Genomic DNA, 21,307 nt, shown 5'->3' on the forward strand with positions numbered 1-21,307 from the left:
TGCCCCAGATTCAATGAGAAAGACACGCGCTTACCCCAGATTCGATGAGAATGCCCCAGGTTCGATGAGAACGGACACTGGTCGATGAGCGCGGCGATCTCCGGTTGCGGCTCCCCCAGGCTCCACGGCGGCCGGGCGCCCACGCCGAACTCGGTGGTCGCGCCGCGGTAGGCCGGATCGAAATCGAAATCGAATTCCTGTGTTTCGGTCATGCCCATCTATATCAACGTGGTGGATATATGTCAATATTGTTGATATGAGCACCGCTGAGGACGCGCCAGCTCAAGACAGCGGGCCAGCTATTCGCCGTGCTCGGAGGACCATGCGGCGCGATAGGTGTAGCGGTCCACCCGAACGTGATAGCGCATGCGCGTCGAAATCGAAAAGTCACTGTGTCCCCGCTTGCGCAGACTCCTGCGACTGGTGGGACTAAGCCTGCTTCAACGGACGGGCTGAGGTTCGGTCAGGAGTCCCGGGGCCGGTTTTTTGTGATCTTGATTTCTGCTGGGAAACCCGGGTTAGTTGCTGGTCTGCCCAGCTTTTCCGGCGTGTCCTGGTCTAGCTTGTCGGCGAGTGGTCAGGCTGCCGTCGGCAGTGCTGGGCTGTATCCGATGGTGTTGTGCCACAGCGCAAGCCAGGACTTGGTTCAGGGCCATTGGGTGGCCAGGCGCAGACCAGGTCGGCGTTTGCAGCAGCGGTGCGGGTGTTGTCGCCGATGATCACCGCGATCTGCGGTCCAGCACGCCAACGGAATTCACGCCAGGGAAGGGCCGCGAGAGCGGGACATCGAGCCTATTGACATGGATGGTGGTGTGAGGCTGCTGTTCCGGCAGAAACCACGCGATGAGCACCACAGCAGCCTTCACCCGCAGAAGGGGCGAGTTCCCGGCCTCGCGGGGCGAGGTGAGAGACGTTTCGGCAGCCTGAGGAAAGCGGCGGTAAAGAAGCACAGTGCCCCGACAAAGGTCCCGAGTTGGCGCAGCTGTGCGTCTTGTTCAATTCCTGTCGTAGTGATGAAGGCGCCGACTGCAGAGGCGCCGAAAGCGATCGAGCCGGCCATGCCGGTCCACGCCGCCAGCCACGGCCGTAACTTAGTTCGAAGGAGGCCGGCCGTGAGGGTTACCGCCGCCACCCCCAGAGCGCCGCTGACTAGAAATGCCACCGACCCCGCCGCGTCGGGCCACCACACAAGATGCCGGCGGGCAGATATGCGTCGCGCCCACAACATCGCACCGGTGCTGAGGTTGAAATTCAGAGTGCCGAACAACTGGATCATCGCCGACAGGCCTTCCGCTCGCATCGACGGTTCGTCCCATGAACGATGCATCGACGGTCTACGCAGCAACATCTGAATCAGCGCAGCGCTCGTGAAAAACCCGGAACCCACGAAGCACAGCCAATTGCCGACATCAGTACCGCAAAGCATCGCGAACCCCGGCGCCGTACCGACCGCGAAGAACGACGAACCCACCATGAATAGTCGGCACTGGGTCCGCAGCATCTGATTCCGGCCACGGTGTCGGCAACCAATCAAGACTGTCTCGTCAGTCGTCACTGAACTAACAAAGCATATTCGACGACTGACGTGAAACCGGAAGGGCAGGGCAACCGTTGAGACCCGCGCCTGCGCCGAAAAGAATCAGACATCGCTCACCGGGTCCATCATCCCGGATGAATTCAAGTCGACCAGGGGTACGCAAACAATGGCCCGGTGACTGCAGACGTGAGAAGCCACGCCAGTGCGCACAAGATCAGCAGCCAGATCGCCCGGACGAAGGATCGGAATCGGTTCGGCGAAGCCAGTTCGAACCGGATGACGGTCATCAATCGGTCCAGATCGCCGGCAGTCAGGAACACCCTCCCCGTTCCGACCCTTAGCAGGTAGCCCCGGGCCCCATTGGACTGGTCCAAGCGTAGCAGGAGGAGCCGATCCCCATCGCTGTCTCGCAGGCCGATGAGGCTGGTCAGCTCAGGTTGTCGCACAGTATCTCCCTGCGATTGAGTTGGCACTTCCTGCTCATGGGGGCACTTACGCTACTCGTCGCAGTGAATACCCACAATACTTTGTCTCACAAAGGATTTCGTATTGCAGCAATACACGGCTGTCAACCGTTCACACCGACCTTCACTCGCCCCGTTCGGGCGTTCTGCACGCCGAGCAGGCTGTGACCTGAGGCCGGGCTGCAGTCTTCACTCGCTGGTGGTGAAACTTACTGCCGTGCAGTGCCTTTAAACCCAGCCGACGCGATATCCACCGTATTGGCGGGTCCGGCGTGCGGCCAAGCGGCGAAAGGTCAACTTGCCGCCAAAGTCACGGCGGCGATGTCGGGTGCCCAGCTTAGCCCGTTGATGTGGCTGCCACCGCGTGGACGTCGACGCGATCCGACGACCGGCTACGTGGTGGTGTGCACGATCAACACGTCGACCTTGGCCCGACGTGACACGTTGGCGGGCACCGAACCCAACAGCCGACCGGCAATCGTGCTGAGGCCGACGTTGCCGACGACCAGAAGGTCGGCACCGACTTCCTCCGCGAGACCCACCAAGGCGTCGACCGGAGCGCCGACGATGGACCGTTCCTCGACGTTCGTGGCGCCTGCGGCGCTGGCCCGGTCTTTGGCCTCGCGCAGGATCGCGTAGATCGGGGCGCTGCCCGACACCTTGTAGCTCTCGTCCTTGAGGGCGTCGGCGGCCCGCGGATCTTCGTGCTGCGGCAGATACGCCGTCGCGACGATCAGCTTTGCGTGGTCCCCGGCGATGCTTCCTGCCTTCTCCACCGCCCGCAGCGACGAATCCGATCCATCGGTTCCTACCACCACGGTCCGATAGGCGCTCATTTACCCTCCCAGGTGTCGGTTGCTTCGCCAACCCAAGACAGTAACGCTTCGCCGCAGATAGATGGACGGATTTGGGTCACCCCGACACGGTCAACGCGACCCCGCTCACGGTGGGAGCGACGCACTCTGGGGCCGTTCGGTGCGTCGACGGACCGGGCAGCTAACCCTCGTTGTCAGTGGAACCTGTTGCACTGCATGATGTTTACTTCATCGACATCGCGGTGCGCCGAGGCGCCGCATTCGGGTTCAGCCGCCAAAAGGTTCGTGAACAGGCCGGACGGCTAAGCAGCTTCACCAGCAGACACTTACAGTGACACACATCATGGTTGCCACGACAATCGATGAACCCGGCACCGCAGTCGTCGCGGGCGACGCGGTTACACCGCGGCCCGGCAGGTTGCTCGACCCCCTGGTGGTCGCGCTGCTGGCCGCCGTCGTCGGCGCCGCCGGAGCCAGCCACCCGTCGCTGTGGTTCGACGAGAGCGCGACGATCTCGGCCGCTGCCAGCCGTTCGCTGCCCGAGCTCTGGCGGATGCTGGGCCACATCGACGCCGTGCACGGTCTGTATTACCTGCTCATGCACGGCTGGTTCGCCATCTTCCCGCCGACTGAATTCTGGGCGCGGGTTCCCAGCTGCGTGGCGGTGGGGATTGCGGCCGCCGGCGTCGTGGTCTTCGGCAACCAATTCCTGCCGCGGACCACCGCGCTCTGCGGGGGCATCGTGTTCGCGATCCTGCCGCGCGTGACGTGGGCGGCTGCCGAAGCGCGGTCGTACGCACTCACGGCGGTGACCGCGGTCTGGTTGACGGTGTTGCTGATCACCGCGATACGGCGCAACCGATGGTGGGTATGGCTGCTTTACTCGCTGGCGCTGATCGTGTCGGTGTTGCTCAACGTCTACCTGGTCTTGCTGGTGCCGGCCTATGCGATCGTCACGCTGGTGCTGCGGCGGCAGAAGCCCGTCGTGCTGTGGTGGGCGGTCACCTCGGCGGGCGCGGTAGGCGCCGTGACGCCGTTGCTGCTGTTCGCCCACGGTCAGAGTTTTCAGGTCGGGTGGATCTATCCGCTGAATTGGCACAACCTTCTCGACGTGGTGCAGCACCAGTACTTCGACAACAGCGTGCCGTCGGCGATCCTGACGGCGGTCATTTTCGTCGCCGCGCTGACGCTCCGGTTGACGGGCCGCTGGAAGTCGGCCGGCGACACCCGCCGGGCGCTGATCATCTGCGCGGCCTGGATCGCGGTGCCCACCGCGATCACGCTGATCTATTCGGCGATCAGCGATCCGTTCTACTACCCGCGATACCTGTCCTTCACCACACCGGCGATGGCGGTTTTGCTGGCGATCTGCATCGTGGCGGTGGCCCGCAGGCAGCGGTGGATCGCTCTGGTTCTGGTCGCGCTCACCGTGGCCGCCATCCCGAATTACATTCTGTCGCAACGGCAACGGTACGCCAAGGAGGGCTGGGACTACAGCGACGTGGCCGATCTCGTCGCCGCCCGGGCCGCACCGGGCGACTGCCTGCTGGTCGACAACACGGTCGGCTGGCTGCCCGGCCCGGTCCGCGCGCTGCTTGCGGCCAGGCCTGCCGCTTTCCGCCCGCTGGTGGACATCGGTCGCGGTCTCCCAGCGCCCGAGCGCGAGACGTTATGGGACGGCCACGTCGCGGTCTGGCTGATCGTCGGCCGACTGTACAAGTGCACGACACTGTGGACGATCACCACGCACGACACGAAATTGCCGAATCATCAGGCCGGGACGTCGTTGCCGCCGGGACGGCTATTCGGCCGGGCGCCCGCGTACCTGGTTGCGCAGAACGTCGGATTCCGCATCGTCGAGCGGTGGCAGTTTCACCGCACCCAGGTGGTCAAGTCGGTCCGCTGATCGAAAGTGTCAGTGCAACCTCCGGATGACCCGAAGGCCGGCCCACACGCCCGCCACGCCCAGCGCAGCAAACACGGCGAATAGCGCCCGGGCGGCCACCACGATCTCGCCGTGCGCGCTGTTCACCACGACGCCGGCCAGCCCGGCGCCGAAAGCCCCGGCTATGACCTCGATCATGTTGATCGTCGCGCCGGCCACGGCGCCTTCCTGCTCGTCGTCGACGCACTGCATCGCCCAGGCTGATAGGTGCGGCCAGGCCGCACCGATGCCGATTCCGGTGATCGTCAGCGCGAGCGTCCATGTGACGACGAGGCCCGCCGACGCGTCGTCGACCTGGGTGGCCGCCGCCAGGATCAGACCCGCCGCGATGACCAGCGGCGCCGTAACGACCACGCGCTTGACGATTTTGTCCCTCCTCAGCGATGCGCTGAGTATCTCGCTGACAGCCCAGCCGACTGCCAGCGCCGCACCCAGAAACCCCGCGGTGAGGGGAACCAGGTGCGCCAGCCGTTGCCCGAACAACGGCACATACATGTCGACCATCGCCGAGGCCATCAGCACCGTCAGGGTCAGATAGATCCATTTCAGCGGACCAGGGCCAAAGACGCTGGGCGGCAACACTTTCGCCGTTGCCCGTCGGTCGACCAGGATGAACGCGCCAACCAGGCCCAGGCTGGCCGCGAGCCACCCCGCGGTCGCGGCGGCGTGTGTCGGAACCTGGGCGACACTGACCGTCAGCGCAGCGGCCCCCAACAGCAGTACGGACCACACCGGCAGCTTCAGTCGCCGCTCAGTGCCTGGATCGACACTGGCGGCCGGCAACACCAGCGGGACCAGCACGGCCATCGCCAGGGTGAGTATCGCCATTACGCCGAACGCCCAGCGCCACAAGCCGAATTGTGCGAAGAGACCGCCCGCTGCCGGGCCCACCACCGTCGCGACGCCCCACATCGCCGACACCAGTGCCGATGCCCTGGTCCACAACGATTGCGGCAGAGCGGTGTTGATCAGCGCATAACCCAGACCGGCCAACAGTCCGCCGGCCGCCCCTTGCACCGTGCGACCCACCAGCAACACCGCCATGCCGGGCGCCACGGCGCAGACCACGCTGCCGATCGCAAACGCTGCCAACCCCGACAAAAACGACACCCGCGGTCCGGCGCGCAGCAACATCGCGTTGACCGTCGAGGCCGCGACGACCGATCCCACCAGATAGAGGGTGGTCACCCAGGCATACAGCCGCTCACCACCGATGTCGGCGATCGCGCTCGGCAACAAGCTGACCGTCAAGAACTCGTTGGTCGCATACAGCAGCACTCCGCCGGCGAGCAGCGTCGATGTCCCCAGGAACTTGGAGCCCAACAGTGTCCGCCAGCCGTCACCCGCCGGTGTGCGGCTCACTTCAGACCGGCGGCGTCCATCCCGCGCAGCTCTTTCTTCAGGTCGGAGATCTCGTCGCGGAATCGGGCGGCCAGCTCGAATTGCAGATCACGTGCCGCGGTCATCATCTGCTCGGTGAGGTCCTTGATCAGGTCGGCCAGTTCGGCGCGGGGCATGTTCGCGGTGTCGCGGCCCTCGAAGACCCCCGCGCTCACCGCCCGGCCCGGCTCGCCCGGAGCGCGCCGGCCGCGCGAGGAGTTGCGGCCCGAGCCGCCGATCTGAACCGTCCCGGTAGCCTCAGTATCCGCGGCCTCGCGGTAGACCTGGTCGAGGATGTCGGCGATCTTCTTGCGCAGCGGCTGCGGATCGATGCCGTTGGCATCGTTGTAGGCGACCTGCTTGGCCCGGCGCCGATCGGTCTCGTCGATGGCTTCTCGCATCGAGTCGGTGATCTTGTCGGCGTACATATGCACCTCGCCGGACACGTTGCGGGCCGCGCGGCCGATGGTCTGGATCAGGCTGCGTGACGACCGCAGGAAACCCTCTTTGTCGGCGTCGAGAATCGCCACCAGCGACACCTCGGGCAGGTCCAGGCCTTCCCGGAGCAGGTTGATGCCGATCAGCACGTCGTAATCACCCAGCCGCAGCTGACGCAGCAGTTCCACCCGGCGCAGCGTGTCGACCTCGGAGTGCAGGTAGCGCACTCGGATACCGAGTTCGAGCAGATAGTCGGTGAGATCCTCGGCCATCTTCTTGGTCAGCGTCGTCACCAGGATCCGCTGGTCAGCTTCGGCGCGCTTGCGGATCTCGCCGATCAGATCGTCGATCTGCCCTTTGGTGGGCTTCACCACGACCTTCGGGTCCACCAGGCCGGTCGGGCGGATCACCTGCTCGACGAACTCCCCGGCGGCCTGGCTCAGCTCGTAGGGACCCGGCGTCGCCGACAGATACACCGTCTGGCCGATCCGGTCGGCGAACTCCTCCCAGGTCAGCGGCCGGTTGTCGGTCGCGGACGGCAACCGGAAGCCGAATTCGACCAGGTTGCGCTTGCGGGACATGTCGCCCTCGTACATGCCGCCGATCTGCGGCACCGTCACGTGCGACTCGTCGATGACCATCAGGAAGTCTTCCGGGAAGTAGTCGATCAGCGTCGCCGGTGGCGAGCCCGGCCCGCGGGCGTCGATGTGCCGCGAATAGTTCTCGATACCGGAGCAGAACCCGACCTGACGCATCATCTCGACGTCGTAGTTGGTCCGCATCCGCAGCCGTTGGGCCTCCAGTAGCTTGCCCTGCCCCTCGAGCTCCGCGAGCCGCTCCTCGAGTTCCTGCTCGATCGACGAGATCGCCTGCGCCATCCGCTCCGGGCCGGCCACATAGTGCGTCGCCGGGAAGACCCGAAGCGAATCGACCTGGCGCACGACGTCACCGGTCAACGGGTGCATGTAGTAGAGCGCCTCGATCTCGTCGCCGAAGTACTCGATGCGCACCGCCAGTTCCTCGTAGGACGGGATGATCTCGACGGTGTCGCCGCGGACCCGGAACGTGCCACGGGTGAACGACATGTCGTTGCGGGTGTATTGCACGTCGACCAGCAGCCGCAGCAGCCCGTCACGCGGCACTTCGCTGCCGACCTTCAGCTCCACCGATCGGTCCAGGTAGGACTGCGGGGTGCCCAGGCCGTAGATGCAGGACACCGAGGCGACCACCACCACGTCGCGGCGCGACAGCAGCGACGACGTCGCGGAGTGCCGCAGCCGCTCGACGTCGTCGTTGATCGAGCTGTCCTTCTCGATGTAGGTGTCGGTCTGGGCGATGTACGCCTCGGGCTGGTAGTAGTCGTAGTAGGAGACGAAGTATTCAACGGCGTTGTGCGGCAGCATCTCTCGTAGCTCGTTGGCCAGCTGGGCGGCCAGCGTCTTGTTGGGTGCCATCACCAGGGTGGGCCGCTGCAACCGCTCGATCAGCCATGCGGTGGTGGCCGACTTACCGGTGCCGGTGGCGCCCAGCAGCACGACGTCGCGCTCCCCCGCCTCGATTCGGCGTTGCAGATCGTCGATGGCGGCCGGCTGGTCACCGGCCGGCGCGTAGGGGCTGACCACCTCGAACCGGCCGCCGGCCCGGACCATGTCTTCGACGGGGCGGTATTCGGAGTGCGCCAGCACTGGATGTTCGGTAGCGAACGCCATGCTCACCAGGGTAGAGCGGACCACCGACATGCGGTCAGCCGTGCTGGCTGCTCCACACCCGGGTACCGGGATCACATTCGATGAGGTGCCCGTCTTCGGACTTCGACATGGTGAACACCGGTGTGTCGGTGCACGAGGTCCCGACCGGGTGCACCGGTGGTGATCGGCGCCTTGTCCCAGCTATTGCCTTCGCAGACGACCTGCCGGTTGGCCGTGGAATCGAAAGTGACCTAGACCAGTGCGTCCCGTCAACCCTCTGCCCTCGCGCAGTCGATACTGGAGTGGTGAGCCGACCAGCCCCGCCCGTGCTGACGATTTGGCATAACGGGTCAGAAAGCACATTTCTGCCTGGTCACGACGTAGTCATCGGGCGTGACCTGCGCGCCCACCTACCGGATCGCCGACCCACGATTTTCTCGCGCCCATCTGATCCTGCGCTGCGAACAAGGCAAGTGGGTTGCCATCGACAAAGGTTCCGTGAACGGCACCTTTGTCAACGGCTATCGACAAGCCGTGATCGACATCCACGACGGGCAGAGCATCAAGATCGGCAACGGGGGCGGACCCCGGCTCACGTTCGAGATCGGATCGCGTCGAGGCAGAAGCGGACCGCCCGCACCGACCGAACCTCCGCGCGGGCAACGGACCATGACGTGGTCGTCCCCGGCCAGACCCGCCAAGCAGCCGGCTCCGCTCCCGCAACAACGGCCCGCTCCAGCACCCGCCACTGCTGGCTGCTCGACATGGGCATGCTGGCCGGGCTGACGCTGTTCTACGGCTGCTTCGGCCGTTGGAAAATCCGGCTCCGGCGCTAATGCATCCGCCCAAGCGTGAGACGTTCGACCTGCGCGACCGCACCAACACCGACCCCAAGGGCATCGTGCGGGCGGTCGACCATTACACCGTCCGGCCGTGGGGGCTCTATCTTGCCCGCCCGACCCCGGGCCGTACCCAGTTTCATTATCTCGAGTCGTGGCTGCTGCCGTCACTCGGGTTGCGTGCCACGGTCTTTCACTATAATCCGGGCCACGAACGCGACCACGACTTCTATCTCGATGTGGGCGAGTACACGCCCGGTCCGGACGAGTGGTCGTCGGAAGACCACTACCTCGACCTGGAGGTCCGCACGAACGCCGGGGTCGATCTGGCCGACGTCGACGAACTGCTCGACGCTGTCCGGCATGGCCTGCTGACGCCTGAGGCCGGCGAACTGGCGGTACGGCGGGCCATGCACGCCGTGGAGGGCTTGGCCCGCAACGACTACGACCTCAATACCTGGCTGGCCGGCGACGGCATGCGACTCGAATGGCGTTGATCAGGCAACGTCGTCTCGCGACGACGACGGTGACCGCGATCAGAATCCAAGTCCAGACCGTCATCACGACCACCTATCAGACTCGTATCGAATGCCCCGCCCGTGCGCTGCGCGACGTGCTCGTAGGGCTGCGGCGGTTTCCCGGGCGGGGCAGGCGGGTATGGGGCAGTGATGGCTTTGAGTAATCACCGGCCGCATGAGCGGACCGGGCGTAGCCCTAAACCACGGGGACACCGGTCGCGGCGACGGCCATCGGGCAGGCGAGGACCGTGTTTCGTCATCCAGCACCACGGGGCGCGCGAAAACTGTTATGACTTCCGCCTCGAGATTGACGGCGTCCTGGTGTCGTGGGCGATCCCCCGCGGTCCGGCCGTCAAACCGCAGGAGGGGCGGATGGCGCGTCGCACCGAGGACCGTCCGCTGGACGAAGTCGACATCGAGATCGACGACGTCGACGAGGATCTGATTGTCTGGGACCGCGGCACCTACGCCAATAAAACCGGGCACGAGATGACGACATGTCTGGGCCGTGGACATCTGTCGTTGCTGCTGGACGGCGAGAAGCTGCGCGGCTGCTACGCATTGACCCGGGTCCGCGAAGGTGACGAGGAGACGTGGCTGCTGGTCAAGCGCCGCGATGACGTTGCCGACGCGGTGAACCGGCTCAAGCGCTAGCGGTAATCTGTCCGGTCATGGGCACGATGCACAGATGGTTGGCAGTCGCCGCAGTGGTTGCCGGTGCGCCGCTGATTCCCGCGACCGCGCGGGCCGATTTGCACAACATCACCTATGTCGCGCGCGTTGACGGCGTGGCTCCCGGCAGCGTGGCCACCTTCATCACCGCCGACAACCAGACCAACATGGCCCAGCTGAGCGCCGTGCCCGGCAACGCTTTTCAGGCCGACGCCGTGCTGCCCGATCCGCGTCTCGCCGGCATGCAAGTAGCGGTCAAGTGGCCGTACTCGGCGAATGTGCACTGCGAAATCGACGTCGACGACAAGGTCTTCGTCCAGGTCGATCAGGTTGTCCACCCGGCGCCCGGCAGCACCGATCCGATGAACGGCGTGCTGCCCTGCGGCGCTCCGTTGCCTAACCCGGCTCCTTAGGTCGCCAGCCCGACGCGTCCGCCCACGCCCACGCCTCGCGGTAGGCGTCGGAAAACCGCGGCTCGTTGGCAGCGGGATTGGCGATCAGCCAGTCGACGAACAGCAACGCGAACTGCTGATTGGGCCAGCCGTCCACCCGCAGATGGACGGAGGTCGGCCGGCCGGGATCGGCTGATGCATGAATCCGCTTCTGCCACAACGATTCATCACCGGTGTGGTCGAATTCCGCGATGGTGCTGCGGGCGTCCGGCTTGCTCTCGTCGCGCGTGATCGGCCGACGCACATATCCTGCGCCGCTCAACTCCTCGGCCAACTCGTCCGCGGCGTCCAGCGAGGCGACCGTCACCTGCATGTCGATGACGTCGTTGGCGTCGCGGCCCGGCACCGCCGTCGAGCCGATGTGGTCTATGCGAATGGCGCGGTGCCCGCAGGCCGTGTTCAGCCTCGCCGTGATGCGGCGGGCCTGGTCCGGCCAGGACAGGTGGTAGGGCACCAGGACGGGCTGTGAGCGGGCCGCCTTGCCGGCGTCGAGATTCTGCTGGAACGGCAGGATGCGCTGCTGCCAGAGCACACGTGACTGCTCGACCAATTCGTCTGCGCTGCCGGAGTTGTCGAGCCACACGTCAGCGACCGCGCGACGCTGCTCCTCGGTGGCCTGCGCGGCGATCCTGGCCCGCGCGTCCTGCTCGGTGAAGCCGCGACGTTCGATCAACCGCTTCACTCGCAGGTCTTCGTCGGCGTTCACGATGATCACCAACGGAAACATCGGCGCCATGCCGGATTCCACCAGCAGCGGAATGTCCTCCACGATCACCGGATTTTTCTGGTCAGTCACGGCGCTGGCGATCAACTCGGACCGGCGCCGGCCGACCAGCGGATGCACGATGCCGTTCAGCGTTCGACGCTTCTCCTCGTCGCTGAAGGCAACGGCGGCCAACGCGGGCCGGTTGAGCGACCCGTCGTCGGACAGGATCTGCTCACCGAAGGCCTCGACAAGCTTGGCCAGGCCCTCGGTGCCCGGCTCGACGACTTCACGGGCGATCACGTCGCCGTCGACGACGATTCCGCCGAGATCGCTGAAGGTGGAGGACACCGTCGACTTTCCGGCGCCGATACCGCCGGACAGGCCAATGCGCAGCACTGCACCAGTGTCTCAGGGCGCGACCGGGCGCAACTGCCCGGCTCACGCCGGATGACGAACGCCCCGACTCATCTGAGCCGGGGCGTCCGCGAGGGTCTGCTTAGGCGCTGCCCGCGAGCTTCTCCCGCAGGGCGGCGAGTTGCGCGTCGCTGGCCAGCGAACCACCGCTGGGAGCGTCGTCGCTCGACGAGCTGCTGGACTGCGGACGGGCCGCCTCTTCGGCCTCGGCGGCGGCGAACTTCTCCATCTGCGCGGTGTGCATCTTGTGCCGCCGCTCGGCCTCGGCGTAGCGGGCCTCCCACTCGGTGCGCTGGGTGTCGAAACCTTCGAGCCACTCGTTGGTCTCGGCGTCGAAGCCCTCGGGGAAGATGTAGTTGCCCTGGTCGTCATAGCTGTCGGCCATGCCGTATTTGGCGGGGTCGAACTCCTCGGTGTAGTCCTCGTTGGCCTGCTTGAGGCTCAGCGAAATGCGGCGCCGCTCCAGGTCGATGTCGATGACCTTGACCATCGCGTCGTCGCCGACGGTGACCACCTGGTCGGGCACCTCGACGTGACGCACGGCCAACTCGGAGATGTGCACCAGACCTTCGATGCCCTCTTCGACGCGGACGAACGCACCGAACGGCACCAGCTTGGTGACCTTGCCGGGCACGATCTGGCCGATGGCGTGGGTGCGGGCGAAGTGCCGCCACGGGTCTTCCTGAGTTGCCTTGAGCGACAACGACACCCGCTCGCGGTCCATGTCCACGTCGAGCACCTCGACGGTGACCTCGTCGCCGACCTGGACCACCTCGGACGGGTGGTCGATGTGCTTCCAGGACAGCTCGGACACGTGCACCAGACCGTCGACACCGCCGAGGTCGACGAATGCGCCGAAGTTGACGATCGAGGACACCACACCCTTGCGGATGGCGCCCTTCTGCAGCTGGTTGAGGAACTCACTGCGCACCTCTGACTGGGTCTGCTCCAGCCAGGCGCGCCGGGACAGCACCACGTTGTTGCGGTTCTTGTCCAGCTCGATGATCTTGGCCTCGATCTCCTTGCCGATGTACGGCTGCAGATCGCGGACCCGGCGCATCTCGACCAACGAAGCGGGCAGGAAGCCACGCAGGCCGATGTCGAGGATCAGACCACCCTTGACGACCTCGATGACGGTGCCCTTGACGGCCTCATCCTTCTCCTTCAGGGCTTCGATCGTGCCCCACGCGCGCTCGTACTGAGCGCGCTTCTTGGACAGGATCAGCCGGCCTTCTTTGTCCTCTTTGGTGAGAACCAGGGCTTCGACTTCATCGCCCACGGAAACGACCTCATTGGGGTCGACGTCGTGCTTGATGGACAGTTCGCGAGACGGGATGACGCCTTCGGTCTTGTAGCCGATGTCGAGGAGAACCTCGTCCCGGTCGACCTTGACGATGGTCCCTTCCACGATGTCGCCATCGTTGAAGTACTTGATTGTTTTATCGATGGCAGCGAGAAAATCCTCGGCCGAGCCGATGTCGTTGACGGCTACTTGCGGCGAGGTGATGGTGGGACTCGGCATATTGTTGGGTTGCTCCGGACAGGGTCGGTCGAAGGGACAGGACAAAGTTACCCATCGAGGCTACTCGACTGTGCACACGCTGGCCAAACTCGACCCACTATGCGCCGAACGTTCATTCACGAGAAAATTCCCCGGCAAATTCCGTCGCCGTTGCACGTTCGCCGCTTTGGGCGCGCTAGTGGGCGGCGCTATCCCAGCTCGGCCCGTAGCCCACCGACACCTCCAGCGGCACGTCAAGCGGGTAGGCGCCGCCCATCTTGTCGCGCACCAGGGCTTCGAGTTGCTCGCGTTCACCGTCGGCGACCTCGAACAACAGCTCGTCGTGGACCTGCAGCAGCATCCGCGACGTCAGCCCGGATTCGGTCAGCGCCCGGTCGACCTCGATCATGGCGACCTTGATGATGTCGGCCGCGCTGCCCTGGATCGGCGCGTTGAGCGCGGCCCGCTCGGCGGACTCGCGGACCTGCCGGTTGCTGCTGTCCAGCTCGGGCAGGTAGCGCCGGCGTCCGAGCACTGTCGAGGTGTAGCCGTCCTTGCGGGCCTGTTCTACGACGTCCATCAGGTAGTCGCGCACCCCGCCGAATCGGGCGAAGTACTGGTCCATCTGGTCTTTGGCCTCTTCGGTGGTGATCTTGAGCTGGGCGGACAACCCGTAGGCGCTCAAGCCATAGGCCAACCCGTAGGACATCGCCTTGACCCGGCGCCGTAGTTCGCCGGTCACCTCATCGATCGGCACCCCGAACGCCCGCGACGCCACGAACGAGTGCAGGTCTTCGCCGGTATTAAAAGCTTCGATCAGGCCCTCGTCACGGGACAGGTGCGCCATGATCCGCATCTCGATCTGGCTGTAGTCGGCCGTCATCAACTCCGCATAGCCGCTACCGGTCACGAATGCGTCGCGGATCTGCCGGCCGGCGCCTGTGCGGATCGGGATGTTCTGCAGGTTGGGCTCGGTGGACGAAAGTCGGCCGGTCGCCGCGATCGTCTGGTTGAAGGTGGTATGAATCCGACCATCTGCGGCCGTCGCATTCAACAGCCCGTCGACGGTCACCTTCAGCCGGGTGACGTCGCGATGCGCCAGCAGATGCTGCAGGAACGGATGTCCGGTCTTGTCGAAGAGCGTCTGCAACGCATCCGCGTCAGTGGTATAGCCGGTCTTGGTACGTTTGGTCTTCGGCATCTCCAATTCGTCGAACAGAACCACCTGCAACTGTTTTGGCGAACCGAGGTTGATCTGTTTGCCGATCACCGCGTAGGCCGCCTCGGCGGCGTCGCGGATCTGGTCGCCGAATTGGCTTTGCAGCGAACTCAAGTGGTCCAGATCGACGGCGATACCAACGGATTCCATGGCGGCCAGCACCCGTTGCACCGGCAGCTCCATCTCGGCCAGCAGCGAGGTGGAGTCGATACGGTCCAGTTCGACATCCAGCGCGTCGGCGAGGTCCACGACCGCTCGGGCGCGCAGCACCGCGGTCTGCACGGCCTGATCGTCGACGCCCTCACTGTCATCGAGCAGCGAAAGTTGTTGCTGTTCCGATGTTTCCGCGCGCAGCTCGCGGCGAAGGTAGCGCAGCGACAGGTCGTCGAGGGTGAAACTGCGCTGCCCGGGCCGGACCAGGTAGGCGGCCAGCGCGGTGTCGGAACTGACCCCGTTCAACGTCCAGCCGCGTCCGGCCAGGTCGTGGATCGCCAGCTTGGCCTCGTGCAGCGCTTTCGGCTGCTCGGGGTCGGCGAGCCAGGCCGCCAGCGCCGCATCGTCCTCGGGCGTCAGGGTCGTGGTGTCGACGAACCCGCCGTCGCCGTCAGCGGCGGCGATTGCCAGCGCGGTCGCATCGCCGTCGTAGGGCAGGTGCGTGCCCACCACGGCCAGCCCGGCGCGACGGCCGCCGCAAACGTGGTCGGCCAGCCACTGCCCGATCGTGCCGGGCTCCAACGCTGCACCGCGCACCTCGAAACCCTCGTCGACCTCGGGTTCGACCGCGGCTAGCGTGTCGAACAGCCGGTCGCGAAGAACGCGGAATTCCAGCTGGTCGAACAGCTGGTGGATTTGGTCGCGGTCCCAGGGCTGCATCCGCAGGGTGTCCGGCGTCTGGGCCAACGGCATGTCGCGGACCAGGTCGGTGAGTTCGCGGTTGAGCACCACGCTGGACAGGTTGGCCCGCAACGCGTCGCCCACCTTGCCGCGCACCGAATCCACGTCGTCAATCAGCGCCTGCAGAGATCCATATTCCGCAATCCACTTGGTCGCGGTCTTCTCGCCGACACCGGGAATGCCGGGCAGATTGTCGCTGGGGTCACCGCGCAGCGCGGCGAAGTCGGGGTACTGCGCGGGCGTCAGGCCGTATTTCTGCTCGACAGCGGCCGGCGTGAAGCGGGTCAACTCGCTGACGCCCTTGCGCGGATACAACACGGTGACGTCGTCGCTCACCAGCTGCAGCGAGTCCCGGTCACCGGTGACAACCAACACCCGGTAACCCTCTTTTTCGGCCCGCGTGGCCAGGGTTGCGATAATGTCATCGGCTTCGAAGCCCGGCTCGGCGAGCGTCGTAATACCCAGTGCCGCAAGGACTTCCTTGGTGACATCGATCTGACCGCGGAACTCGTCCGGGGTGGTCGACCGGTTGGCCTTGTATTCCGAATAACGGTCGGAGCGGAACGTCTGCCGCGACACGTCGAAGGCGGCGGCAATGTGAGTGGGTGCCTCGTCGCGGAGCAGGTTGATCAGCATCGCGGTGAACCCGTAGACCGCGTTGGTGGTCAACCCGCCCTGGGTCTTGAAATTCTCGGCGGGCAGCGCGTAGAAGGCCCGGTATGCCAGCGAATTGCCGTCCAGCAGCATCAACGTCGGCTTGTCGGCGGCGGCCTTGGCGGCTTCTGCCTTCTTGGCCGCGGTCCTCGCTGGGCTCACGGCCTCAACTCTAGGCACTGGGTCCGACGCCGAGTAGCGGCGACGCCCGCCCGCCGGGAATTGAAACATGTTTCAGTTTTCCGCTAGCGCTGGGTAGGCTGGTCTGGTGCCCGACGTCACCAACCCAGAACCGGCAATTGACGGATGGTTCGCCACCGAATCATCCGCTGACGGGGCCGGTGGCCCCTACCTGATCGGCAGTAAGTGCCCCGCGTGCGGCACCTACGTCTTCCCGCCGCGGGAGAACAACTGCCCCAACCCGGCCTGCGAAAGCGATGTACTAGAAGCTGTCGCGTTGTCACGCCGCGGAACGCTGTGGAGCTACACCGAGAACCGTTATCCGCCGCCGGCGCCCTATCCCGCGCCGGAGCCGTTCGAACCGTTCGCCATCGCCGCGGTCGAGCTTGCCGACGAGGGAATCATCGTGCTGGGCAAGGTGGTCGAGGGCACGCTGGCGGCCGATCTGAAAGTCGGCATGGAGATGGAGTTGGCCACCATGACCCTGTACACCGACGACGACGGCGTCGAACGCCTCGTGCACGCGTGGAAGGTTGCCTCGTGATGAGCACTCCGGAACCGCTGTACATCCTCGGTGCCGGCATGCACCCGTGGGGCAAATGGGGCAGCGACTTCACCGAGTACGGTGTGGTCGCCGCGCGTGCCGCACTGGCCGAAGCCGGCCTGGACTGGCGACAGATCCAGCTGGTCGCCGGCGCCGGCACCATCCGCAACGGCTACCCGGGCTTCATCGCCGGGTCGACGTTCGCGCAGAAGCTCGGCTGGAACGGCGTGCCGGTCAGCTCCAGCTACGCCGCGTGCGCCAGCGGCTCGCAGGCGCTGCAGAGCGCGCGCGCCCACATCCTGGCCGGGTTCTGCGACGTCGCGCTGGTGATCGGCGCCGACACCACCCCCAAGGGCGCGTTCGCCCCGGTCGGCGGCGAGCGCAAAAACGACCCCGACTGGCAGCGCTTCCACCTGATCGGCGCGATGAACCCGGTGTACTTCGCGCTGCTGGCCCGACGCCGGATGGACCTGTACGGCGCGACGTCAGAGGACTTCGCTCAGGTCAAGGTGAAGAACTCCCAACACGGCCTGCAGAACCCGAATGCGCGCTACCGCAAGGAATCCTCGATCGAGGACGTGCTGGCCAGCCCGGTCGTCAGCGACCCGCTGCGCCAGCTCGACATCTGCGCCACCTCCGACGGCGCGGCCGCGCTGATCGTGGCCAGCGCGGACTTCGCCCGCAAGCACCTCGGCTCGCTGGACGGTGTGCCGTCCGTTCGTGCGGTGAGCACCGTGACGCCGCAGTACCCGCAGCACCTGCCCGAATTGCCGGACATCGCAACGGATTCCACCGCTACGGTGCCGGCGCCGGAGCGCGTCTTCAAAGACCAGATCCTCGACGCCGCCTACGCCGAAGCCGGCATCGGACCCGAGGATGTCAGTCTGGCGGAGGTCTACGACCTTTCCACCGCACTGGAACTCGACTGGTACGAGCATCTGGGGCTGTGCCCCAAGGGTGCGGCCGAGGCGCTGCTGCGCAGCGGTGCCACGGCCATCGGCGGCAAGGTGCCGGTGAACCCGTCGGGCGGACTGGCGTGCTTCGGCGAGGCCATCCCTGCCCAGGCGATTGCGCAGGTCTGCGAGTTGACCTGGCAGCTGCGAGGTCAGGCCACCGGTCGGCAGGTCGAGAACGCGAAAGTCGGCGTCACCGCGAATCAGGGCCTGTTCGGCCACGGCTCCTCGGTGATCGTCGCGCGCTAGCTGCGCCGAGCAGACGCAGAATCGCATTCCGCTACCCAAATTCGTGCGATTTTGCGCCTGCTCGCGGGCTATTCGGCCGACGTGTCAAGGGTTTCCAGCACGACCTCCGCGACGTGCTTCATCGTGGTGCGCCGATCCATTGCCGCCCGTTGAATCCACTTGAACGCCTCGGGCTCTGTCATGCCCTGGTTCGCTTGCAGCAGGCCCTTGGCCCGCTCGACGAGCTTGCGAGTCTCGAGGCGATCGGACAGCGATTCGACCTCACGCTCCAGTGCGCGGACTTCGCTGAATCGGCTGAGCGCCAACTCAATCGCCGGAATCAGGTCCGAGATCGTGAACGGCTTCACCAGATAGGCCATCGCGCCGGCGTCCCGGGCTCGCTCGACCAGTTCGCGCTGGCTGAACGCGGTCAACACGACGATCGGCGCGATGCGCTTACCGGCGATCTCCGACGCGGCGTCGATGCCGTCGCGGCGTGGCATCTTGACGTCCATGATCACCAGATCGGGTTTCAGCTGTTCGGCAAGTTCGACGGCTGCCTGGCCATCGCCGGCCTCGCCGACGATCTCGTAGCCCTCTTCGCGCAGCATCTCAGCCAAGTCGAGACGGATCAGCGCCTCATCTTCGGCGATCAGGACCCGGTGCGGGATGCGCTCGTCGTCGTCGGTCATGGAGAACATTCTGACCTCAACCGCGGTATTCCTCGACTGCGGGGCTGTGAGTCGGCTCGCAGCGACCCATCCTCTATGGTGGGAGGCCGTAGTTCGCAGGCCCTCGTATCCCAACTGGCAGAGGAAACGGATTCAAAACCCGTCCAGTGTGAGTTCGAATCTCACCGAGGGCACTTCTGACCGAGGACGAGGGAGTTAGCTCCCTCGTTCAGTAGTCGCTGCGGCGAGGGTCGCAGTATGGCCCGGTGTAGGGCAGCGCGTGCGCGGCCGGCGCTAATTACCGCGACGGCCAGCGAGACTGCGGTCGCGAAACGCTTGATCATCGTTCCTCGATCATGGCCGCAGGGTCCGACAGCGGCGTTCGACCGGTCGGGTGCTGCTCTGTTGCCGCGTCATCTGCGCAAAGCGCGGATTGTGGCGTTGCGGCGGCGTCGTCGGCCGTGGGTCGCGCGCCCCAAGACGTCCCACCGGGTTCGCTCCACCGGTTAGGCTTTGGCTGTGGTGGCCAAGCGGTGCGCCGCCCAACAACCAGCAGGTTCGCGGCGAACACCAGATTCTGTAGCAGCAGCGCGGGAGCTACCACGCGCCCGAACCCAGGTTTACGCCGAGCGCGTCTTGCGCCGTCGTCGCATCCTGAACCTCACCGCGACAATGGCGGTTTTCATCAGCGCCGGTTTCGGCATTGTCCAAATCGCCGCATCGCCCCACGTGTGGTGGACCGGAATGGTCAACATCGTGGGCGCGGTCATCTACGCCAGCGTGCCGATGCTGCACCGGTTCGGCGAGCTGATCCCGCCCCTCACCTTCATCGGTACCGCCTACCTGTCGATCTTTACGATCTGCTGGTTCGTCGGCACCGGTTCGGGGTTGCAGTTCTACTTCCTGGTCGCGGCCTGCCTGGTCGTGCTGCAACTCGGCGTCGACCGCATTTTTCTTGCCGCGATTCTGGCCGCCATCGCCGCCGGCATGGTGATCACGTTGCAGTTCCTGGTTCCCCGCGACACCGGCGCCCAACCGGTGTGGGCTTTGTCGCTGAGCTTCGTCGTCACCACGATCTCGGCCTGCGTCATGGTGGTGACGACCGTTTGGTACGCGGTGCGCGAGATCGTGCGCGCCGAGGCGGCGATGGAATTGGAGTACGAACGCTCCGAAGCGCTGCTGGCCAACATCCTGCCGGCCAGCGTCGCCGAACGCTTAAAAGACCCGGCGCGCAACATTATTGCCGACAAATATGAGGACGCCTCGGTGCTGTTCGCCGACATTGCCGGCTACACCGAGCGGGCCAGCGATATGCCGCCGGACCAGTTGATCCTGTTCCTGGACAAGCTTTATGGCGATTTCGACGCCCTGGTCGACAAGCATGGTCTGGAAAAGATCAAAGTCAGCGGCGACTCCTACATGGTGGTCAGCGGAGTTCCGCAACCTCGGGCCGATCATGTCGAAGCGCTGGCAGCTTTCGCACTCGACATGGCCGAAGTCGCACGCGTTCTCAAGGATTCGCAAGGTGATCCGCTCCCGCTGCGAATCGGGTTGGCGTGTGGGCCCGTGGTCGCCGGCGTCGTCGGCTCACGCCGATTCTTCTACGACGTGTGGGGCGATGCGGTCAACGTCGCATCCAGGATGGAATCCACCGACTCGGTTGGCCGGATCCAGGTACCTGAAGATGTGTATTGGCGGCTGAAAGGCGATTTCGTCCTGCAGGAGCGGGGCGACGTCGAAATCAAGGGCAAGGGGCGTATGCGCACCTGGTACCTGATCGGGCGCAAGCCAGACACCGGCTCCGGTGACATGCTCGCGAACGCACCTCAAACGGCCGGGGTCTGATAGCTCGCAAATGTTCCGCCTCGGCGGCTGTTTGTGGGAATATTCGGAGCATGGAAACCACTGCTGTTCCAAAGTTGTTGCCGCACCTGTGGAAGTCGACCCTGCTGTCCGGGCTCCTGTCGCTGGCCCTCGGCATCCTGGTCTATCTACTGCCCGGAGATTCCATCGTCTTCGCGGCTGCTCTGTTCGGTGTCTATCTGCTGATCACCGGCACCGCTCAGGTCTTCTTCGCGTTCGCCCTACACGTCTCGGCCGGCGGCAGAGTGTTGTTGTTCATCAGCGGGGCAGCCTCACTGGTACTGGCAGTGTTGTGCTTTCGGCATTTCGGCCAAGGCTTCGCGATTGTGTTGCTCGCCATCTGGATCGGCGTCGGCTTCATCTTTCGCGGTGTCGCAACGTCGATCTCGGCGATCAGCGATCCTCATCTGCCCGGCCGCGCCTGGCAGATCTTCTTGGGCGTGGTCAGCCTGCTGGCCGGCATCGTGATGCTCGCGTCTCCCCTGGAGAGCATCGACATTCTCACCCTCGTCGTCGCGATCTGGCTGGTGGTGATCGGGGTCTTCGAGATCGTGTCGTCGTTCGGTATCCGTGCCGCCTCCCGGCGGATGGAGAAGTCTTTGGCGGGAGGACAGCCACACGCCGCTTGACGACCCTGGTCGCCTGCGCAAGGGCACGTAATGCCTCACGTCAATCTGCCCGCGAAAATTGATCGATGCCTCAGTTAAAAATGCCCGCGAAACGGGGGTGGTT

At 65.2% G+C, this 21,307-nt stretch carries 17 protein-coding genes, 1 tRNA gene and 2 pseudogenes; 11 read left to right on the forward strand and 9 right to left on the reverse strand.

The window, feature by feature from the left end; all coding sequences use genetic code 11:
• The 3 genes and pseudogenes from ABDV69_RS16225 to ABDV69_RS16235 all read right to left on the reverse strand — a co-directional run.
• Positions 1-212: pseudogene (locus ABDV69_RS16225) on the reverse strand (hypothetical protein); the annotation flags it as partial.
• Between the two features lie 650 nt (positions 213-862).
• The gene (locus tag ABDV69_RS16230) at positions 863-1,555 is read right to left on the reverse strand and encodes a hypothetical protein (RefSeq protein ID WP_343576187.1); all 693 of its coding nucleotides are present in this window, start codon (positions 1,553-1,555) and stop codon (positions 863-865) included.
• Positions 1,556-2,393: 838 nt separating this feature from the next.
• Entirely contained in the window at positions 2,394-2,837 is a 444-nt protein-coding gene (locus ABDV69_RS16235; RefSeq protein WP_343576189.1) for a universal stress protein, read from the reverse strand.
• Between the two features lie 322 nt (positions 2,838-3,159).
• Here ABDV69_RS16235 and ABDV69_RS16240 point away from each other — a divergent pair, with 322 nt between their 5' ends.
• Positions 3,160-4,722 carry a glycosyltransferase family 39 protein gene (locus ABDV69_RS16240; RefSeq protein ID WP_343576191.1) on the forward strand — a complete coding sequence of 521 codons (1,563 nt, stop codon included), beginning with the start codon at positions 3,160-3,162 and terminating at the stop codon, positions 4,720-4,722.
• 9 nt (positions 4,723-4,731) lie between these two features.
• Here the strand turns inward: ABDV69_RS16240 and ABDV69_RS16245 are convergent, their stop codons facing one another.
• Together ABDV69_RS16245 and uvrB are read right to left on the reverse strand one after the other, a co-directional pair.
• Positions 4,732-6,123, reverse strand: a complete 1,392-nt coding sequence (locus ABDV69_RS16245; protein WP_343576193.1) for an MFS transporter — start codon at positions 6,121-6,123, stop codon at positions 4,732-4,734.
• Entirely contained in the window at positions 6,120-8,288 is a 2,169-nt protein-coding gene (gene uvrB, locus ABDV69_RS16250) for an excinuclease ABC subunit UvrB (RefSeq protein WP_343576195.1), read from the reverse strand. The genes ABDV69_RS16245 and uvrB overlap by 4 nt, the downstream gene beginning before the upstream one ends.
• A 372-nt stretch (positions 8,289-8,660) precedes the next feature.
• Here uvrB and ABDV69_RS16255 point away from each other — a divergent pair.
• The 5 genes and pseudogenes from ABDV69_RS16255 to ABDV69_RS16275 all read left to right on the forward strand — a co-directional run.
• Positions 8,661-8,780 (forward strand): annotated as a pseudogene (locus tag ABDV69_RS16255) (FHA domain-containing protein); the annotation flags it as partial.
• 161 nt (positions 8,781-8,941) lie between these two features.
• The gene (locus tag ABDV69_RS16260; RefSeq protein ID WP_343576224.1) at positions 8,942-9,103 is read left to right on the forward strand and encodes a hypothetical protein; all 162 of its coding nucleotides are present in this window, start codon (positions 8,942-8,944) and stop codon (positions 9,101-9,103) included.
• Between the two features lie 65 nt (positions 9,104-9,168).
• Complete coding sequence (locus ABDV69_RS16265; RefSeq protein WP_343576215.1) at positions 9,169-9,603, forward strand: DUF402 domain-containing protein; 435 nt, start codon at positions 9,169-9,171, stop codon at positions 9,601-9,603.
• A 171-nt stretch (positions 9,604-9,774) separates the two neighbouring features.
• Positions 9,775-10,278 carry a DNA polymerase ligase N-terminal domain-containing protein gene (locus ABDV69_RS16270; RefSeq protein WP_343576198.1) on the forward strand — a complete coding sequence of 168 codons (504 nt, stop codon included), beginning with the start codon at positions 9,775-9,777 and terminating at the stop codon, positions 10,276-10,278.
• Between the two features lie 17 nt (positions 10,279-10,295).
• Positions 10,296-10,709 (forward strand): hypothetical protein, encoded by a 414-nt coding sequence (locus ABDV69_RS16275; RefSeq protein ID WP_343576200.1) that lies wholly within the window; start codon positions 10,296-10,298, stop codon positions 10,707-10,709.
• On the opposite strand, the gene coaE is transcribed toward ABDV69_RS16275, so the two are convergent.
• The 3 genes from coaE to polA all read right to left on the reverse strand — a co-directional run bounded on the left by coaE (position 10,693) and on the right by polA (position 16,229).
• Complete coding sequence (coaE, locus tag ABDV69_RS16280; protein ID WP_343576203.1) at positions 10,693-11,850, reverse strand: dephospho-CoA kinase; 1,158 nt, start codon at positions 11,848-11,850, stop codon at positions 10,693-10,695. The genes ABDV69_RS16275 and coaE overlap by 17 nt on opposite strands.
• 100 nt (positions 11,851-11,950) lie before the next feature.
• Positions 11,951-13,390: a 30S ribosomal protein S1 gene (gene rpsA, locus ABDV69_RS16285; RefSeq protein ID WP_343576205.1), complete on the reverse strand. Its 1,440-nt coding sequence runs from the start codon at positions 13,388-13,390 to the stop codon at positions 11,951-11,953.
• Between the two features lie 175 nt (positions 13,391-13,565).
• The gene (polA, locus tag ABDV69_RS16290) at positions 13,566-16,229 is read right to left on the reverse strand and encodes a DNA polymerase I (RefSeq protein WP_343576218.1); all 2,664 of its coding nucleotides are present in this window, start codon (positions 16,227-16,229) and stop codon (positions 13,566-13,568) included.
• A gap of 175 nt (positions 16,230-16,404) precedes the next feature.
• On the opposite strand from polA, the gene ABDV69_RS16295 reads away from it, so the two are divergent.
• Both ABDV69_RS16295 and ABDV69_RS16300 read left to right on the forward strand, forming a co-directional pair.
• Positions 16,405-16,860: an OB-fold domain-containing protein gene (locus tag ABDV69_RS16295; protein ID WP_343576208.1), complete on the forward strand. Its 456-nt coding sequence runs from the start codon at positions 16,405-16,407 to the stop codon at positions 16,858-16,860.
• The gene (locus ABDV69_RS16300; RefSeq protein ID WP_343576209.1) at positions 16,860-18,062 is read left to right on the forward strand and encodes a lipid-transfer protein; all 1,203 of its coding nucleotides are present in this window, start codon (positions 16,860-16,862) and stop codon (positions 18,060-18,062) included. Before ABDV69_RS16295 ends, ABDV69_RS16300 begins: the two co-directional genes overlap by 1 nt.
• Positions 18,063-18,130: 68 nt before the next feature.
• Here the strand turns inward: ABDV69_RS16300 and ABDV69_RS16305 are convergent, their stop codons facing one another.
• Positions 18,131-18,733, reverse strand: coding sequence for an ANTAR domain-containing response regulator (locus tag ABDV69_RS16305; RefSeq protein WP_343576211.1), 603 nt, complete (start codon positions 18,731-18,733; stop codon positions 18,131-18,133).
• A 99-nt stretch (positions 18,734-18,832) separates the two neighbouring features.
• Here ABDV69_RS16305 and ABDV69_RS16310 point away from each other — a divergent pair.
• From ABDV69_RS16310 to ABDV69_RS16320, 3 genes are all read left to right on the forward strand, one after another.
• Positions 18,833-18,906, forward strand: a tRNA-Leu gene (locus tag ABDV69_RS16310).
• A 325-nt stretch (positions 18,907-19,231) separates the two neighbouring features.
• On the forward strand, positions 19,232-20,557 hold the full coding sequence (locus ABDV69_RS16315; protein WP_343576213.1) for an adenylate/guanylate cyclase domain-containing protein: 1,326 nt from the start codon (positions 19,232-19,234) through the stop codon (positions 20,555-20,557).
• Positions 20,558-20,631: 74 nt separating this feature from the next.
• Positions 20,632-21,204 carry an HdeD family acid-resistance protein gene (locus ABDV69_RS16320; RefSeq protein ID WP_343576221.1) on the forward strand — a complete coding sequence of 191 codons (573 nt, stop codon included), beginning with the start codon at positions 20,632-20,634 and terminating at the stop codon, positions 21,202-21,204.
• The last annotated feature ends 103 nt before the right edge of the window (positions 21,205-21,307 follow it).

Source organism: Mycobacterium sp. (assembly GCF_039583785.1).
GTDB lineage: Bacteria > Actinomycetota > Actinomycetes > Mycobacteriales > Mycobacteriaceae > Mycobacterium.